Raw genomic sequence first — 16,110 nt, 5'->3', positions numbered from 1 at the left:
CGCCGGGGTGCCTTGAGGACGGGAACGGTTCTCGGCAACGTTGCCCCCTCATCGACCACGGACGGAAGGAACGACCCGATGCTCACGCTCACCGACAACGCCAGCACCGTCGTCAAGACCATCACCGGACAGACCGAGACCCCCGTCGAGGGCGGCCTGCGCATCAGCGGCACCGACCTCGACGCCCGCAACTTCGCGGTCGCCGTCGCGGCGGCCCCCGAGACGACGGACGCCGTCGTCGAGAAGGACGGAGCGCGCGTCTTCCTCGACGTCGCCGCCTCCGTCGCCCTCGGCGACAAGGTGCTCGACGCCCAGGTGGACGAGGGCGGCGGCGTGAGCTTCGGGGTCACTCCGCAGGACTGATCGCGCGGTCCCTCGGCCGGCCACCTCGACCGCTCAGCGGGAGGGGCGGCCGGCCGTCGTCGCAGGGGCCGACGGGAGGTGACGCGGCTCAGGAGAGGATGTCGCGGGTGGTGAAGCGCCCGATGGCGAGCGAGCCGAAGACGGCGACGTAGGCGAGCTGCAGGAGGGCGTTCTCGCCGAACGAACTCCATGCGATCGGATCGCGCAGCAGATCGGCGAAGTCGAACCAGCGGTCGGTCAGCAGGAACGGGTGCAGAGCATCGAGCTGCGAGAGCGACCCGACGATCTGCGACGCGATCGAGACGACGACGGTCGCCGCCATCGCCCCCACCGGAACGTCGGTCAGCGTCGAGAAGAAAAGCCCGACGGCGACGAGAGCGACCAGCGAGAGCGCCGCGTAGACCGCGATCACCAGCGCCCGACCGATCGCGTCGACGAGCGGCACAGTGCTGCCCGAGAGGAGGGTCACCGGCCCCGCGGGGAAGAGCACCAGCCCGATCAGGATGCCGACGATCATCACCGTCAGCGCCGCCGCCAGGCAGAAGGCGACGGAGGCGATGAACTTGACCGCGAGCAGCCGCACTCGACCGACAGGGGTCACCAGGAGGTAGCGCAGCGTGCCGAGCGAGGCCTCCCCCGCGATCGCGTCGCCCGAGACGACTCCGACGGTCAACGGCAGGAACAGGGGCACGGCGACGGTGATCGCCGCGAAACCGGCGAAGAGCCCGTTGCCCGCAATGGCGCTGACGAAGACCGGGCCGGCGCCCCCGCCTCCGGACAGCCGCACTGCGACGGACAGGAGGATCGGGATCGCCGCGAGTGCGGCCAGCAGGGCCCACGTGCGGCGGCGGCCGAAGAGCAGGGCGAGCTCCGAGAGCAGCAGGGGGCCGACCCCGGTGCGGCGGCGCACCGCCGCGTCAGCGCTCGACATCGAAGCCCTCGCCGGTCAGCTCGACGAAGCGCTCCTCGAGGGAGGGGCGGCGCACCGCGAAGCCGCGCACACGCACCTCGGCCGCGACGAGCGCCGAGACCAGCGCCTCCGGCGCCAGCCCGGGAGGCAGCGCGGCGACGACCAGCGGCGGGTCGGCCGGGTGCGGCCCCGGAGCGGTGCGCGGCTCGAGGCCGCGGCCGGCGAGGGCGGCGAGGGCGCGCTCGGGATCGGGCGTGACCAGCTCGACCGAGGCGGCGACGCCCCGGAGCTCGTCGAGGCCGCCCTGCGCGACCAGACGGCCCGTGCGCATCACGGCGGCGTGCGTGCAGATCTGCTCGATCTCGGCGAGGAGGTGGCTCGAGACCAGCACAGTCGTGCCGTCCTCGTTCAACCCGCGCACGAGGGAGCGGACCTCCCGCGTTCCCTGCGGATCGAGTCCGTTGGTCGGCTCGTCGAGCACGATCAGCTCGCGCGGGGAAAGCAGGGCGACGGCAATGCCGAGCCGCTGCTTCATGCCGAGGGAGTAGGAGCCGACTTTCTTGCGACCGGCGGCCGAGAGTCCCACGCGGGCGAGCGCCTCCGTCGCCCGCGCATCGCGCGTGCGAGAAGAGGTTCCGGGCTCGGCGGCGTCGAAGCGGCGCAGGTTCGCGACTCCCGTGAGGAACGGGTAGAAGCCCGGGCCTTCGACGAGGGCGCCGACCCGTGGCAGGACCTCGGCCGAGCGGCGGGGCATCGCAGAACCCAGAACCGTGATGGTCCCCTCGGTGGGCGCGGCCAGCCCGAGCAGCATCCGGATGGTCGTCGTCTTGCCCGAGCCGTTGGGCCCGAGGAAGCCGAAGACGGCTCCGCTCGGAACCACGAGATCGAGCGCGGAGACCGCCTCCTGACGGCCGAAGCGCTTGGTCAGGCCGCGGGTCTCGACGGCGAGCCCGGCCGTCGTCACCGAGCGGCAGCCGCGTCGCGCAGGGCCTCGACCGGGACGGAGCCGGCGAGCACGCGCCCGTCGTCGGTGAGGAGGACGGTCACCAGTGCGGACGAGAGCACCCGGCCGCCCTCGGTGGGCGTGGTGACGGCCTCGAGTGGGCCGAGCGCTCCAGGGTCTCCGGCGGGGAGCTCGACGATCGTGCCCCAGCCGGTGCCGGTCGTGGTGACGTCTTCGCGGTTCGTGTCGACGGGAGCATCGGGAGCGGGGGTCGGCGCGTCGGTCGTGCCCTGCTCGGGCGCACCCTGCTCGATCACTTCGGCGCCCGCAGGCGGCGTGAACGAGAAGAGCGAGGCATCCGGGGTGGAGAGGTCGATGCTCGTGTAGGCGATGCTGAAGGCGGGAGCGGTCGCGCCCCTGGCGGTCACGGCGACGCCGAGCGGGAGACCGGTCTCGCCGTCGACCGAGACGGTGGCGGAGCCGACCAGGGTGGTGCTGTCCCGCGGCGTCAGCACCAGCTCGTAGGCGTCGCGCCCGGCGACGCGCACATCGGAGCCGACGGCGACCGAGGTGGTCGGGTCGATCGAGGAGAGCAGGCGCTCAGCGGCGGCCGAGGGAGTCAGCACGCCGTCGACCGGAGCCTGCTCGGCGGGGGCGTCCGGGGAGGGTGCGGCGCCGTCCGGCGGAAGGACGTGCGTGGCGGAGTTCGCGTTCGAGTCGTAGACCCAGACGCCCCCGCCGGGGGTGGCGATCACGTCGCGCTCGGCGAGGCGGTCGAGCACCTGGAAGCGCACGCCCTGCTCGGCATCGACGTAGACGCGCGCCTGGTGGGATCCGGTGGCGAACTCGACCAGGGCGTTCGTCGCGGAGGCGTCGGCTGCGGTGGGTGCCGTGGTCGCGAGCCCCGAGAGGTCCGGCAGCCCGAGGTCGGAGGTCTGCTGGATCTCTCCGGAGAACGCGGTCGTCTCGCTCTGGGCGACGAAGGCGAGGAGGTCTGCGGCCGACCTCTCGGGGAGGTCTCCCGCGGCAGTGGCGGAGAGGGGGAGGGCGACGGCCGCTGCGACGACGACCGCGGGGACGACGGCGACGGGCGTCCAGCGCTTCCAGTTGGTGCTCATGGGCGGGAACGCTACGCCTCGAACCGTCGAGGCGGCTGCGAATCCCACGGCGCTCCGGGAGCGCGCGACGGGGGTGCGGCCCGCGACGAGTCCGGGGATGATCGGGGCATGGACCTCCCGTTCGCGCTCCCGCTCGCCCCGATGCTCGCCAAGGCGGTGGCGGCGGTGCCGGCGCAGGACGCCGTCGCCGGCGGCTACTCCTACGAGCCGAAGTGGGACGGCTTCCGGGCGATCGTCTCGGTCGCCGGGGGCGAGTGCCGGATCGGCAGCCGCGGCTCGAAGCCGTTGACGCGGTACTTCCCGGAGCTGGTCGAGGCGTTCCTGCGGCTCCTGCCGGACGGTTGCGTCCTCGACGGCGAGATCGTAGTCGCGACCGGCGCCCCGGGTGCGCAGCGGCTCGACTGGGAGCTGCTCAGCCAGCGCATCCACCCCGCGGCCAGCCGGGTCGCGGTGCTGGCGGAGACGACGCCCGCGATGCTGGTCGCGTTCGACCTGCTGGCGCTCGACGGGCGGAGTCTGCTCGAGGAGCCGTACTCGGCGCGGCGGGAGGCGCTCGCCGCGCTGCTGACGGGTCTGCCGCATCCGCTCCACCTCGGACGCACGACGGCCGACGACGCGCTCGCGCGCGACTGGCTCGAGCGCTTCGAGGGAGCGGGACTGGACGGAGTCGTCGCGAAGCCCCTCGCCGCGCCCTACGCGCCCGGCAAGCGCACGATGCTGAAGGTCAAGCACCACCGCACGGCCGAGGTGGTCGCGATCGGCTACCGCGAGCACACCTCCCAGCCGGGCGTGGGGTCGATCCTGCTCGGGCTCTACGGCGACGACGGCGAGCTGCGCCAGGTGGGCGGAGCCTCCGCCTTCAGCGATGAGCGGCGGGTGCGGCTCGTCGAGGAGCTGACAGAGGCGGTCGAGCGCGACGACGCCGGAGACGCGGTGCGCGGCGACGGCGAGCGGAGCCGCTTCTCGGCGGGCCGAGACAGATCCTTCGTGCGCCTGCGGCCCGAGCGGGTGCTGGAGGTGCGCTACGACCAGCGCGAGGGCGCCCGATTCCGGCACACCGTGCAGTTCGAGCGCTGGCGGCCGGACCGCGACGCACGCTCGTGCACGCTGGAACAGCTGGAGCAGCCGACCGCGTACGACCTCGGCGACGTGCTGGGCTGAGCGGTCGGTCAGGCCTTCTTCGCGCGACTCGGCTGCACGCGGGGCGGCTCCCCCGGCATCTTGGGGAAGTCGGGCGGGAACGGAAGCTCGCCGTGCCCGTCGGCGAGGTCGCGCTCCCACCAGCCGAGCAACACGTCGAGACGCCCGGGCGATTCGTGCATCCGAGCCCACGGGTCGCCCCGCTCACCCAGCCGCGCTGGAACCGTGCGGACGGTGAACTCCCGCGGATCGACGCCGTCGAGTTCGTCCCACTCCAGCGGAGTCGAGACCGGAGCGTGCGCGAGGGGTCGCGGGCTGTAGGCGCCGGCCATGGTGCGATCGCGGTTCGCCTGGTTGAAGTCGACGAAGATCCGCTCGCCGCGCTCCTCCTTCCACCACGCGGTCGTGACCTGCGCGGGCATCCGCCGCTCGAGCTCGCGCGCCGCGGCGATGACCGCGTGCCGCACGTCGAGGAACTCGTGCTCGGCGATGATTGGCGCGAAGACGTGCAGTCCGCGGTTCCCGGAGGTCTTCACGAAGGACTCGAGCCCGGCCTCGCGCAGAACGTCGCGGAGGGCGTGCGCCGCGACGACGGCGTCGGCGACATCGGTGCCGGGCTGAGGGTCGAGGTCGATGCGGAGCTGGTCGGGCAGGTCGGGCGCCTCCGCGCGGGAGGCCCACGGATGGAACACGACGGTGTTCATCTGCGCCGCCCAGACTGCGGCGGCCGGCTCGTCGATGACGAGCTGCGGATGCACGCGCCCGCTCGGGTAAGTGACGGGAACGGAGCGCACGTACTCCGGCGCACCCTGGGGCGGGTTCTTCGAGAAGAACTGCGCGCCCTCGATCCCGGAGGAGAAGCGCTGGAGCGAGACGGGGCGGGAGCCGTTCGCCGCGACGAACGCCTCACCGACCTCGACGAGGTACTCGGCGACGTCGCGCTTGGTGATGCCCGACTCGGGGAAGAGGACGCGTCCGGGACTGGAGAGCCGCACCTCCCGATCGCCGTGCGGTCCGGGGACGGTGAGGACGACGGCGTCGCTGCTGGGCATCTGCTGAGGCTAGCCCGCACTGCCGCCGGGCGACAGGGGGCCGCCGGGCCGCCTGCGCAGCCGGATCGGGCCCTTGGCACGCGAGGGATCGATTACCTGGCCACCCTGCACGATGTCGATCTCGCCCCGGTCGACCAGACGGCGCGCGGCGCGGCGGACCGGCTCCATCAGCGGACGCCACTCCTCCCCGCCCACGCGGCGGGCGACCTCGGACGGGCAGGCGGTGGAGGAGGCGGCACGGGCGAGCAGGAGCGAGCGGATCTCGTCCTCGAGACGCGCCTCCTCCGGGCCGACCCCGCGGCGACGGCAGGCGTCGGAGCAGTAGCGGACCTCGTCCCAGTCGCGCGTCCACTTCGCGCGCCACTGGATCTCGCGGCCACAGGAGGCGCAGGTCTTGCTCTCGGGACGTGCGGCGGAGGTGCGCGGACGGTGGGCCATGCCCCCGAGTGTGCACGCGTCGGAGACGTGGGGCGACGGGTTGCGCTCGGGCGGGGTCGAGGGGGTGATCCGCACGATGTTCCGAGTGCTGTGAGGCGGAATCGCGGCGCGCCATCCCGCGGAGGGATCCCCTGCGGACCGGAAGGGGACGGTGACGACGAGGCGGGGCGGCGCGGAGTCGGCATCAGCGGAGGTGTCGGCGTCATACTCCGCAATGGGGCGCCCCTCCCCCGAGCGGTGCGACAGGCTGGAGGGGCCGCGCTGCGGCGCGACGGCGGACGACGCCCGCGCCGCACCCTCGATCGATCAGGAGCCCCCGATGAGCCGCGAGAACCTCGCCACCAGCGCCGATACCGAGCAGCACGCCTTCGCGGGGCTCTCGCCGGAGGAGTTCAAGCTGGCGTTCCGCAACCACGCCGCCGGAGTCGCGCTGATCACGGCGGACCCGGGGACCGGCCCCGTCGCCCTGACCGCGACGTCCGTCTTCTCCGTGAGCGCCGAGCCTCCGCTCTTCGTGTTCTCGCTGTCATCGGCGTCGTCGAGCTCGCCCGCGATCCAGGCCTCGGAGACGCTCGTCGTGCACCTGCTGGGCGCCGAGCAGCTCGACCTGGCGCGACTGGGCTCGACCAGTGGCATCGACCGCTTCGCCGACACGTCGCTCTGGTCGCGACTGCCCACGGGCGAACCGTACTTCCCGGGAGCGGCCGCGTGGATCCGCGGGACCGTCATCAACCGCATGGAGGCGGGATCATCGACGATCGTCGCGGTGCACGCGCTCGAGGCGCATGTGCCGGAGGACTCGGACACGACCGCTCCGCTCGTCTACCACAACCGCACCTGGCACCACCTCGGCGAGCACTCCCGCCTGGGCTGAAGCGCGCACCTCTCCGACCTGACACCCTCGCCGGCGCGAGACTCCAGACGTCGTCGTACTCGAACGTCGAGTACGACCACTCCTGCGTACTCGAAGGGGACGTGGCGGCAGAGGGCGGTCGGGCGGACCTGAGCGCCCCCGACACGGTGCGGTAGTCGACGCGACTACCGCAACGTGTGAGGAATCGGGGGGGGGCGTCGCGCCTACGCGGACGGGCCCGTCGCGACGGGGCGGCCGGGGGTGTTCGACCACTGCGACCAGGAGCCGGGGTACAGGCGGGGCGCGAATCCGGCGAGGGTCAGCGCGACGGCGTCGGCGGCGGCCGTCACCCCGGAGCCGCAGTAGACGCCGACGGGGGCGTCGGACCGCACGCCGATCGCCTCGAAGCGGGCGCGCAGATCCGACGACGGCAGGAAGCGCCCGTCGGGGTCGACGTTGTCGGTCGCCGGGGCGTTCAGCGCCCCCGGGATGTGCCCGGCCCGCGGGTCGATCGGCTCGACGTCGCCGCGGTAGCGCTCGGGCGCACGGGCGTCGAGCAGCACGCCGTCGGACGGCAGCGCGGCAGCCGCGTCAATGTCGAGCACCGGCAGCGCGCCGTAGGCGAGCTCCACATCGCCGGGCACGGGCACCACGGGGCCGGCCTCCAGCGCGCGACCCGAGCCCGTCCACGCGCGCAGCGATCCGTCGAGCAGGCGCACGTCGGCGACTCCGGCGGCGCGCAGCAGCCACCAGGCGCGGGCCGAGGAGAGGTTCTTGAGGTCGTCGTAGACCACGACCGCCTGACCGCGGCGGAGCCCCCAGCGGCGCGCCGCCTCCTGCAGCGCCTCGATCTGAGGCAGCGGGTGCCGCCCGTCGCCGGGCTCGCCGTGCGCCGCGAGCTCGTGGTCGAGGTCGACGTAGACCGCGCCGGGAATGTGCCCCTCGAGGTACGCGGGTCGGCCGTCCGGGCGGTCGAGGCGCCACCGCACGTCGAGGACCAGCGGCGGCTCGGGTGACGCGAGGGCCGCCTCCAGCTCGTCGGGCATCACGAGGACGGCGGTGCGGTCGGGGATGTCGGTGTCGGTCATGACCGTCCTTTCGAGTGCGCTCACAGCGCGGTTCCGGGATTCAGGATGCCCTGCGGATCGAACAGCCGCCGCACCGCGCGCTGCAGGGCGACGACGTCGGGTCCGAGCTCGCGTCGGGCCCACTCGCGTTTGAGCCCGCCGACGCCGTGCTCGCCGCTCACGGTGCCGCCGAGCTCGAGGGCCAGCGCGAAGACGGCCTCGGCGGCGGCATCGGCCTGCGCGCGCGCCTCCTCCGACTCGTCGCGCAGGCGGATGATCGGGTGCAGGTTGCCGTCGCCCGCGTGGGCGAAGACGTAGACGTCGGCGCCGGTGTCGGCGGCGATCGCGTGGATCCGTCGGATCGCCTCGGCGAGGCGCGAACGGGGCACCGCGATGTCCTCGATCAGCACCCGGCCTCGCGCCTCGATCGCGGGCAGGGCGTCGCGGCGGGCTGCGGCCAGCGCGAGGCCCTCCTCGGCATCGAGCGTGGTCTCGACGCGGGTAGCGGTCGGCGCGAGCACGGCGCGCACCGCCTCGATCTCCTCCGCCGCACCGAAGCCGTCGGTCTGCACGAGGAGGAACGCACCTCCGCGCGTGGCGAGAGCGGAGCCGCGCAGGGCGTCGATCGCCTCAAGGGTGCGTCCGTCGACGAGCTCCAGCACGCTCGGTCGGAGGCCCACGAGGGCGAGCGCGACGGCCGCGTCGGCTCCGGCGGCGACATCGGTGAAGAACGCGGCGGCGGTGGCGGTCAGCCGCGGGCGCGGCAGGAGGCGGAGGGTCGCGCCGACGACCACGCCGAGACTCCCCTGCGACCCGACCAGCAGGGCGGTCAGGTCGAGGCCGACGACGCCCTTCACCGTGTCGCGGCCGAGGTGCACGAGGGAGCCGTCGGCCAGCACGACGTCGAGGGCGAGGACGGCGTCGCGCGTCACTCCGTACTTGGCACCGCGCAGCCCGCCCGCGTTGGTGGCGATGTTGCCGCCGATGGTCGAGATCTCGACGCTGCCCGGATCGGGGGCGTAGAGCAGGCCGTGGCGGGCCGCTGCGCGGTCGAGATCGGCGGTGATCACTCCGGGCTCGACGCGCGCGATGCCGTCGACCGGGTCGATCGAGAGGATGCGGTCGAGACCGGAGACGTCGAGGACGATCGCACCCTCCCCCGCGCTCGCGGCGCCCGCGAGTCCGGAGGCGGCGCCGCGGGTCACCACGGGGATCCCGTGCGCGGAGGCGTGGGCGAGCGTCGCGCGGACCTCGTCGACGTCGCGGGCGCGGACGACCCCGACGGGATCACCGGCGGGCGACCAGCCCGAGCGGTCGGCGCGGGCGACGGACGGGTCGAAGACCGGCGCAGCAATGCTCACGCGTCCACCCGCGTGATGATCTCCGCAGTGGCCGCGGAGGCCTTCACCCGCTCGAGGAACAGCACCACGGTCGCGGCGGCGGAGCGGTGGGTCGCGTCGTTCAGCGCATCGTGCCGGCCGCCCGCGAGGAGGTGGACCTCGGCGCGCGGGGCGGTGCGATACACGGCCACCGCCTCCTCGGCGGGACTGATCGCATCGGCCTCGCCGTGCAGCGCGAGTAGCGGGGCTCGAACGGCGCTCGCCGCGACGGCCAGCAGCTCGGGAGGCAGCACCGCGTCGCGCGCACCGGCGTCGGCCTCGCGCTCGAGCACCCCGGCGTGGGTGGGGCAGGCGGTCCGCTCGGCGATGCCCTCGCCGCCCTCGGCCCGGACCGGCAGACCTGCGACGATCACCGCGTCGACCGCGTCGGGCAGGGTGGCGGCGATCTCGAGGGCGACCGAGGCTCCCGCGTCGGAGCCGACGAGCACCACGGGCGAGACCGCCTCGGGGTCGCCCAGGAGGGCGAGCGCCTCCTCGCGGACGCCCGGTGCCGTGGCGTCGCCGAGGGCGCGCACGCGGTAGGCGTCGCGGGCGATCCGGGTGCCGAACCTCTCGTAGACGGCGGGGGTCTCGCCGCGACCGCCGAGGACGATCAGGGTGCCGCGGGCGGCGATCCCCTCCGGCTCGTCGAAGTGCCGGGCGGTGTGCGGGGAGGTGGGGGCGGTGAGGGTCATGCGGGGACTCCTTCGGAGAGGGGGACGAGGAGCTCGGCGAGCGGGAGCGGCGCGACGGCCGCCTCCCGCCCGCGGAGCCCGAGGAGGAACTGCAGCCGCTCGCTCACGGGCACGGCGACGCCCGCCCGGCGGGCGAGCAGCACGACGTCGCCGGTCAGGTGGTCGACCTCGCTCCCGGCGCCGCGGGCGAAGCTCTGCCAGGTCGAGAGGCGGCCGGGGGTGTGGCCGGGCACGGGGTCGACGCGGAGGCGGGTGCCGTCGTCATCAGCGATCGCGCGGCCGTTCGCGGTGAGCGCGAGGCGCGCCTCCGCCACGAGGGCCTCGCGGGCGGCGGCGTGCTCACTGTCGGAGCCGGTGAAGAGGTCGAGGCCGTTCACGGCGTTGGCGAGCAGCTTGCGGGCTTTCCACGCGCCGATGTCGGCCACGGCTCGGGCGGCGAAGCCGGCGTCGCGGAACGTCGCGGCGAGCGCCTCGGCCCGGGGATCCTCGGAGTCGGGGTGGCGCCCGATCCACAGCACGCCGACCGTCGGGAACGACGGCGACACGACCTCTCCGGGCGTCAGGAAGCTGGCCGCGATGCCGATCGAGACGCCGAGCACGTCGGAGAAGCGGCGGAGCGCCAGGTCCTCGGCGGCGAGCCCGTTCTGGAAGGTGAGCACCGGCAGCTCGCTGGCCGCTCCCCCGCCGGCCAGCGGCGTCCACGCCCACTCGGCGAGCGCCGCCTCGGCGTCCTGCGCCTTCACGGTCAAAACGAGGACGTCCCCGCGCCGCGGTGCCGCCTCCGCGGGGGTGCCCGCGACCGGCACGCGCACGGTCTCGTCGCCCGCCGGCCGTCGGAGGCGCAGCCCGCGGTCCCGGACCAGGCGGAGGTGCTCACCGCGCGCGATCAGGACGACGTCCTGCCCCGCCAGGTGCAGCTGCGCCGCGACCACGGAGCCGACGGCGCCTCCGCCGATCACGAGGAAGCGCGCGCTCACGAGACCACCGCTGCAGCCCCGGGGATCGCCGCGAGCAGCGTCCTGGTGTACTCCGCCTCGGGCGAGCGGAAGACGCGGGAGGTGCTGCCCGCCTCCTCGACCCGGCCGCGGTTCAGCACCACGATCTCGTGGGAGACCTCGGCGACGACCGCGAGGTCGTGCGAGATGAAGAGGTAGGCGACGCCGAGGTCGCGCTGCAGCTCGACCAGCAGCTCGAGGATCTGCGCCTGCACCGACACATCGAGCGCCGACACCGGCTCGTCGAGCAGGACGAGGTCGGGGCCGAGCGCGAGCGCCCGGGCGATCGCCACCCGCTGCCGCTGACCTCCCGAGAGCTCGGCGGGCAGGCGGGAGAGGAAGGAGTCGGGCAGCCCGACCCGGTCGAGCAGCTCGTGCGCGCGCGCGAGTCGGGTGACGCGGTCGCCTACTCCGAAGGACACGAGCGGCTCGATTACCGACTCGAGAACCGTGAACCGCGGATCGAGCGCTGCGAACGGATTCTGGTGCACCAGCTGGATGCGGCGCCGGAGCGGCCGCCACTGCTTCTCGCGGGCGGCGGTGAGATCGGCTCCCTCGACGAGGACCCGACCGCTCGACGCGCGCTCGAGTCCGAGGGCGATCCGGAGCGCCGTCGTCTTGCCCGATCCCGACTCCCCCACCAGAGCGAGCGTCTGCCCGGCGCGCACCGAGAACGACACGTCGTCGAGCGCGCGGAAACCGCCGCCGCGCCTCCCGGGGAGCGCGAATTCCTTGACGACGTTCTCGATCCGCAGGATCTCGGGGGCCGGAGCGACGTGCTCGAAGCGCGGCACGACCCGCCCGCGACCGCGACCCAGACCGGGCGCCGCGGCGATCAGGGCGCGGGTGTACTCCTCGCGCGGCGCGACGAGGATCTCGGCGGGCGGACCCTGCTCGAGCACCCGGCCGGCGCGCATCACGAGCACGCGGTCGGCCCGGTCGGCCGCGACGGCGAGGTCGTGCGTGATGATCAGCAGCGCGATCCCCTGCTCGCGGACGAGCGACTGCAGGTGGTCCAGGATCCGCTTCTGCACCGTCACGTCGAGGGCGGAGGTGGGCTCGTCGGCGATGATCAGCCGCGGCTTCCCCGCGAGGGCGATCGCGATCAGCGCACGCTGGCGCAGGCCCCCGGAGAGCTCGTGCGGGTACTGCCTCGCCCGCAGCTCCGGATCGTCGATCCCCGCCTGCCGGAGCGCCTCGAGCACCTCGGCGTCGACAGACCGGCGGTCGACACCGCGCAGGCGCACGGCCTCGGCGACCTGCGCGCCGATCCGGAGGGTCGGGTCGAGCCCGACCATCGGGTCCTGCGGCACGAGACCCACGACCCGGCCGCGGAGGCGTCGCAGCTCCTTCTCGGAGGCGTGCGTCACGTCGTCCCCCGCGATCTCGATCGAGCCGCCGGTGATCCGGCCGTTCGCCGGCAGCAGACCGAGCACGGCGTTCGCGGTCGTCGACTTGCCCGACCCCGACTCGCCGACCACGGCCACGATCTCGCCCGGTGCGATCTCGAGCGAGACCTCGTGCACCACGGTCTGCTCGCCGTAGGCGACCGAGAGGCCCTCGAGCCGCACGAGCGCGCTCACGACCGCACCTCCTCGACGGTCTTCGCCACGTGGTTCAGCGAGAAGACCAGGAGTCCGACGAACAGTCCCGGGAGCAGCGAGAGCCAGGGGCTCGTCACCAGGTAGTTGCGGCCGCTCGAGATGAGGGTGCCCCACTCCGCCGCGGGAGGCGCCGCGCCGAAGCCGAGGAAGCTCAGCGCCGCCACCGCGATGATCGCGGTGCCGAGATCGAGCACCGCCAGCACGGCGACCGGGCCCCACGAGTTGGGCAGCACGTGCCGCACGAGGAGGCGGAGCCGGGTGGCGCCTCCGGTGCGCGCGGCCTCGACGTAGGGCAGCGTCTTCACCCGCAGCACCTCGGCGCGGGTGGTCCGCGCGAATCCCGGCAGGATCCCGATGCCCACGGCGAGCGCCACCGGCAGCGTGCCGAAGCCGATGGCGGTGACGATGGCGAGCGCCAGCAGCAGCCCGGGGATGGCGAGCAGCACGTCGACGATCCGCATGATGACGGCGTCGACGACTCCGCCCGCGTAGCCCGAGACGACCCCGAGTGCGAGACCGCCGACCAGGGCGATCGCGATCGCGATGACCGTGGCCTGGATGGTCAGGGCCCCGCCGTGCAGGACCCGCGCGAACAGGTCGCGGCCGAGCTCGTCGGTGCCGAAGAGGTGCGCGGCGCTGGGCGCCTGCAGCTTGTCGACCGGAGCCGTCGCGTACGGGTCGTAGCCGGTGAAGAGCGCAGGTGCGATCGCCGACGCCAGCACGAAGACGACGAAGGCGAGCGCGATGACGAATCCGGGGCGGCGGAGGAGGAGCCGGAGCGTCCGCAGGCGCCGGGCGCTCCTCCCGTGGGCGGCGCGCTCACGGGGTTCGGAGGCGACCGGGACGGCGGTCTCGGGTCGGGTCAGTTCGAGCGTCATGGCCGGCTCGCCTTCGCTGTCGTGGTGATGCGCGGATCGAGGAGGGGGTAGAGCAGGTCGACGAGGAGGTTGATCCCGACGAAGACGGCCGCGGCCAGCACCACGATCGCCTGGACCACCGGCACGTCCTGGGTGAGCACCGACTCCTGGGCGAGCGTGCCGATGCCCTGCCGGGCGAAGATCGTCTCGGCGACGATCGCGCCGGTGACGGTGTTGCCGGCCAGGATGCCGAGGATCGTCAGCGTCGGCAGCGAGGCGTTGCGGAACGCGTGCCGCCACTGCACCGCCGCGCGGGAGAGCCCGGTGGCGCGCGCGGTCGTGATGTACGCCTCCCGCTCGACGTCGGCGAAGCTGCGGGTCAGCACCTGGGCGAGCATCGCCGAGGTGGGGATCGCCATCGTCACCGCCGGCAGGATCAGGGACGCCGGAGTCGCGCTGCCCGTGGAGGGCAGCAGGTGCAGGGTGAAGGCGAAGAACTGGATGAGCAGCAGGCCGATCCAGAACCCGGGGAACGCGACTCCCGCGGACGGCAGGCGGCTGAGCACCACCTTGAGCGGCTTCCACTGGACGTACGCCGCCAGGTAGGCGAGCGCCGTGCCGCCGACCAGCGCGAGCCCGATGGCGAGGGCGCTGAGCTGCAGCGTGCCGGGCAGCTTCTCGCCGATCAGCTGCGTGACCGGGATCCCCTTCGTGATGGAGGTGCCGAAGTCGCCGCGGAGCGCGGTGCCGAGCATGTGCAGGTACTGCTGCCAGACCGGCTGGTCGAGTCCGTAGCGCGCCTGCGCCTCGGCGAGCTGCTGCGGAGTGAGGGAGTCGAGCTCGACGTTGTTGGCCGAGAGGAGCAGCGCCAGCGGGTCGCTCGGCAGCAGCCACAGCACCGCGAAGGTCACGGTGTACGCGGCCCACAGCACGAGGACCGCCTGGCCCAGCCGGCCTGCGAGGTAGCGGCCGAGGCCCGAGGGGGCCGAGCGGGTGCCCGGCCTCCCCGGTGCGGTGGGAGTGACGACGGTGGTCACGGCTGGATCCAGGTCCCGGCGAAGTCGCCGAACGCCTCCGAGGTGAAGCGGAAGCCGTGCACCGCCGACGAAACTCCGGCGAGCTGCACCCGCTCGGCGAAGGGGAACACCAGGGCGTTCTCGAGCAGGTAGTCCTGGAGCTCGGCGTAGACGGCGGCCCGGGCCGCGGTGTCGACGGTCCGCACACCGCGGTCGAGCAGCGCCTGGACCTCGGTCGCCTGCTCGGTGGTGAAGTTGTTCACCGCCTGCGCCTTCGATCCGGCGTAGCGGGAGTCGATGATCCACTGGATCACTCCCGGGTCGGCGCGGGTGTAGTAGGTCGAGATCAGGTCGTAGTCGCCGCTGTTCAGCACGTCGGCGCGCTGCGCGTTCGTGATCACGTTCAGCTCGAGATCGATGCCGACCTGCTTGAGCTGGTCCTGGATCAGCTGGTCCCCCGCTCCGAACTGCGTCACGATCGGCACCGAGAGGGTGAGCTTCCGCCCGTCCCGGTAGCGGTAGCCGTCGTCGCCCAGCGCCCAGCCGGCCTCGTCGAGGAGCTCGCCCGCGCCTTCGGCGTCGAAGGCCAGCGTCGACGACTCGTCCTGATAGAACGGCGTGGTCGTGTTGTAGACGCTCGTGACGGCCGGATAGTCGGCGCCGAAGATCGTCGACGCGTAGGTCTCGCGGTCGATCGCCTTCTGCACGGCCTGCCGCACCTTCTCGTCCGAGAGGATCTTCCCCTCCGCGACGTTGGGGTAGTAGTTGCTCGCGGGGCCCGGCAGCGATCGGCTCTCGACGGTGTCGCCGTTGCCGGTGATCACCGCCTGGTCGTTCTCCGAGATCGGGTTCCGCGGCCAGGCGATGTCGATCTCGTCGCTCGTGAGCTGGCCGACGCGCACGCTGTCCTCGGCGACGTAGCTGACGTCGATCCCGTCGAGGTACGCCTCGCCGGTGTTCTCGCGGAGCGACGAGCCCCAGGCGTAGCCGGCGCGCTTGTCGAGGGTGATGCCGGTGCCCGGCGTGTAGTCGGTGAGGGTGAAGGGCCCGGAGCCGACCACGGCTCCGAGGCAGCGCTCCTCGGGCGTCCTCTCGTACGAGGAGGCGGCGAGGATCGCGAGGTTCGTGGTCGAGGTGCCCTGCAGGAACGCGGCGTTGGGAGTCGCGAAGGCGACCTTCACGGTGTCGGCGTCGACGACCTCCGTGCCCGAGTAGCCGGCGAGGTAGACGCCGCCGTAGGCCCCTGGCAGCTGCGCGAGGGTCGCCGCGTCGCTGTCGAAGGCCGTCTTCACGCTGTCGGCGGTGAACGCGGTGCCGTCCGAGAAGGTGACGTCGGTGCGCAGGTCGAAGGTGTACTCCGTGCCGGCGTCGTTCACGCTCCAGCCGGTCGCGAGCCACGGCCCGATCTCGCCCGTCTCCGGGTCCTGGTCGGTGAGGGAGTCGGCGACATTGCGGATGACGGTGCGGTGCTCGATCCAGTAGGTCTGGAACGGGTCGACGCACGAGAACGCGGCGTTGTCGGGGAAGAACGCGAGCGAGAGGCGGCCCCCGGAGACCGGGTCCGCGTCATCGGAGGCGGTGCCGGCCTCGGAGGTGCCGGAGCAGGCGGTCAGGGCGAGGGAGGCGGCGAGGGTGAGCGCGGCAACGCCGGCCCAGCGGGATCGTCGGTGAGTCATGGCT

16 protein-coding genes are annotated in these 16,110 nt (G+C 73.5%); 3 read left to right on the top strand and 13 right to left on the bottom strand.

The genetic code is table 11. The features are described 5' to 3' along the window. Positions 1–78: 78 nt before the first annotated feature. Entirely contained in the window at positions 79–363 is a 285-nt protein-coding gene (locus GSU10_RS06160) for a hypothetical protein (RefSeq protein ID WP_068212145.1), read from the top strand. Between the two features lie 88 nt (positions 364–451). On the opposite strand, the gene GSU10_RS06155 is transcribed toward GSU10_RS06160, so the two are convergent. The 3 genes from GSU10_RS06155 to GSU10_RS06145 are packed head-to-tail and all read right to left on the bottom strand — an operon-like array spanning position 452 to position 3,334. Further along, positions 452–1,294 (bottom strand): ABC transporter permease, encoded by an 843-nt coding sequence (locus tag GSU10_RS06155; RefSeq protein ID WP_132505171.1) that lies wholly within the window; start codon positions 1,292–1,294, stop codon positions 452–454. Further along, positions 1,281–2,237 (bottom strand): ABC transporter ATP-binding protein, encoded by a 957-nt coding sequence (locus tag GSU10_RS06150; RefSeq protein WP_132505174.1) that lies wholly within the window; start codon positions 2,235–2,237, stop codon positions 1,281–1,283. The genes GSU10_RS06155 and GSU10_RS06150 overlap by 14 nt, the downstream gene beginning before the upstream one ends. After that, positions 2,234–3,334: a LolA family protein gene (locus GSU10_RS06145; protein WP_132505176.1), complete on the bottom strand. Its 1,101-nt coding sequence runs from the start codon at positions 3,332–3,334 to the stop codon at positions 2,234–2,236. The genes GSU10_RS06150 and GSU10_RS06145 overlap by 4 nt, the downstream gene beginning before the upstream one ends. 108 nt (positions 3,335–3,442) lie before the next feature. Between GSU10_RS06145 and GSU10_RS06140 the strand changes: the two genes are divergently transcribed. Next, complete coding sequence (locus GSU10_RS06140; protein WP_068212960.1) at positions 3,443–4,495, top strand: ATP-dependent DNA ligase; 1,053 nt, start codon at positions 3,443–3,445, stop codon at positions 4,493–4,495. Between the two features lie 8 nt (positions 4,496–4,503). On the opposite strand, the gene ligD is transcribed toward GSU10_RS06140, so the two are convergent. Next, positions 4,504–5,526, bottom strand: a complete 1,023-nt coding sequence (gene ligD / locus GSU10_RS06135; RefSeq protein ID WP_199220866.1) for a non-homologous end-joining DNA ligase — start codon at positions 5,524–5,526, stop codon at positions 4,504–4,506. A 9-nt stretch (positions 5,527–5,535) separates the two neighbouring features. After that, the gene (locus GSU10_RS06130; protein WP_068212966.1) at positions 5,536–5,964 is read right to left on the bottom strand and encodes a DUF2256 and DUF3253 domain-containing protein; all 429 of its coding nucleotides are present in this window, start codon (positions 5,962–5,964) and stop codon (positions 5,536–5,538) included. 319 nt (positions 5,965–6,283) lie between these two features. Here GSU10_RS06130 and GSU10_RS06125 point away from each other — a divergent pair, with 319 nt between their 5' ends. Next, positions 6,284–6,838 carry a flavin reductase family protein gene (locus GSU10_RS06125; protein ID WP_068212956.1) on the top strand — a complete coding sequence of 185 codons (555 nt, stop codon included), beginning with the start codon at positions 6,284–6,286 and terminating at the stop codon, positions 6,836–6,838. A gap of 203 nt (positions 6,839–7,041) precedes the next feature. Here the strand turns inward: GSU10_RS06125 and GSU10_RS06120 are convergent, their stop codons facing one another. From GSU10_RS06120 to GSU10_RS06085, 8 genes are read right to left on the bottom strand one after another with little or no spacing between them, the layout of a single operon-like run. Continuing rightward, positions 7,042–7,905, bottom strand: coding sequence for a sulfurtransferase (locus GSU10_RS06120; protein ID WP_199220867.1), 864 nt, complete (start codon positions 7,903–7,905; stop codon positions 7,042–7,044). Positions 7,906–7,925: 20 nt separating this feature from the next. After that, positions 7,926–9,245, bottom strand: coding sequence for an FAD-binding oxidoreductase (locus tag GSU10_RS06115; protein WP_132505179.1), 1,320 nt, complete (start codon positions 9,243–9,245; stop codon positions 7,926–7,928). After that, positions 9,242–9,958 carry an alpha/beta hydrolase gene (locus tag GSU10_RS06110; RefSeq protein ID WP_068213592.1) on the bottom strand — a complete coding sequence of 239 codons (717 nt, stop codon included), beginning with the start codon at positions 9,956–9,958 and terminating at the stop codon, positions 9,242–9,244. The genes GSU10_RS06115 and GSU10_RS06110 overlap by 4 nt, the downstream gene beginning before the upstream one ends. Beyond that, complete coding sequence (locus GSU10_RS06105) at positions 9,955–10,935, bottom strand: ketopantoate reductase family protein (RefSeq protein WP_132505182.1); 981 nt, start codon at positions 10,933–10,935, stop codon at positions 9,955–9,957. Before GSU10_RS06105 ends, GSU10_RS06110 begins: the two co-directional genes overlap by 4 nt. Continuing rightward, a complete protein-coding gene (locus GSU10_RS06100) occupies positions 10,932–12,536 on the bottom strand; it encodes a dipeptide ABC transporter ATP-binding protein (protein ID WP_132505185.1) in 1,605 nt (534 codons plus the stop codon). Before GSU10_RS06100 ends, GSU10_RS06105 begins: the two co-directional genes overlap by 4 nt. Next, positions 12,533–13,435: an ABC transporter permease gene (locus GSU10_RS06095; RefSeq protein ID WP_082845178.1), complete on the bottom strand. Its 903-nt coding sequence runs from the start codon at positions 13,433–13,435 to the stop codon at positions 12,533–12,535. The genes GSU10_RS06100 and GSU10_RS06095 overlap by 4 nt, the downstream gene beginning before the upstream one ends. Beyond that, positions 13,432–14,451, bottom strand: a complete 1,020-nt coding sequence (locus GSU10_RS06090) for an ABC transporter permease (protein ID WP_082845177.1) — start codon at positions 14,449–14,451, stop codon at positions 13,432–13,434. The genes GSU10_RS06095 and GSU10_RS06090 overlap by 4 nt, the downstream gene beginning before the upstream one ends. Further along, positions 14,448–16,106 (bottom strand): ABC transporter substrate-binding protein, encoded by a 1,659-nt coding sequence (locus GSU10_RS06085; protein WP_132505188.1) that lies wholly within the window; start codon positions 16,104–16,106, stop codon positions 14,448–14,450. Before GSU10_RS06085 ends, GSU10_RS06090 begins: the two co-directional genes overlap by 4 nt. Between the last annotated feature and the right edge of the window lie 4 nt (positions 16,107–16,110).

This window comes from Rathayibacter tanaceti, assembly GCF_009834165.1.
Taxonomy (GTDB): domain Bacteria; phylum Actinomycetota; class Actinomycetes; order Actinomycetales; family Microbacteriaceae; genus Rathayibacter; species Rathayibacter tanaceti.
The sequence above is the reverse complement of the archived record's forward strand: the minus strand, read 5'-3'. Positions and strand labels throughout refer to the sequence as shown.

Coding starts and splice junctions, on each gene's coding strand:
- GSU10_RS06160 (WP_068212145.1), top strand. CDS start 79: ATGCTCACGCTCACCGACAACGCCAGCACCGTCGTCAAGACCATCACC.
- GSU10_RS06155 (WP_132505171.1), bottom strand. CDS start 1,294: ATGTCGAGCGCTGACGCGGCGGTGCGCCGCCGCACCGGGGTCGGCCCC.
- GSU10_RS06145 (WP_132505176.1), bottom strand. CDS start 3,334: ATGAGCACCAACTGGAAGCGCTGGACGCCCGTCGCCGTCGTCCCCGCG.
- GSU10_RS06140 (WP_068212960.1), top strand. CDS start 3,443: ATGGACCTCCCGTTCGCGCTCCCGCTCGCCCCGATGCTCGCCAAGGCG.
- ligD (WP_199220866.1), bottom strand. CDS start 5,526: ATGCCCAGCAGCGACGCCGTCGTCCTCACCGTCCCCGGACCGCACGGC.
- GSU10_RS06130 (WP_068212966.1), bottom strand. CDS start 5,964: ATGGCCCACCGTCCGCGCACCTCCGCCGCACGTCCCGAGAGCAAGACC.
- GSU10_RS06125 (WP_068212956.1), top strand. CDS start 6,284: ATGAGCCGCGAGAACCTCGCCACCAGCGCCGATACCGAGCAGCACGCC.
- GSU10_RS06120 (WP_199220867.1), bottom strand. CDS start 7,905: ATGACCGACACCGACATCCCCGACCGCACCGCCGTCCTCGTGATGCCC.
- GSU10_RS06110 (WP_068213592.1), bottom strand. CDS start 9,958: ATGACCCTCACCGCCCCCACCTCCCCGCACACCGCCCGGCACTTCGAC.
- GSU10_RS06095 (WP_082845178.1), bottom strand. CDS start 13,435: ATGACGCTCGAACTGACCCGACCCGAGACCGCCGTCCCGGTCGCCTCC.
- GSU10_RS06085 (WP_132505188.1), bottom strand. CDS start 16,106: ATGACTCACCGACGATCCCGCTGGGCCGGCGTTGCCGCGCTCACCCTC.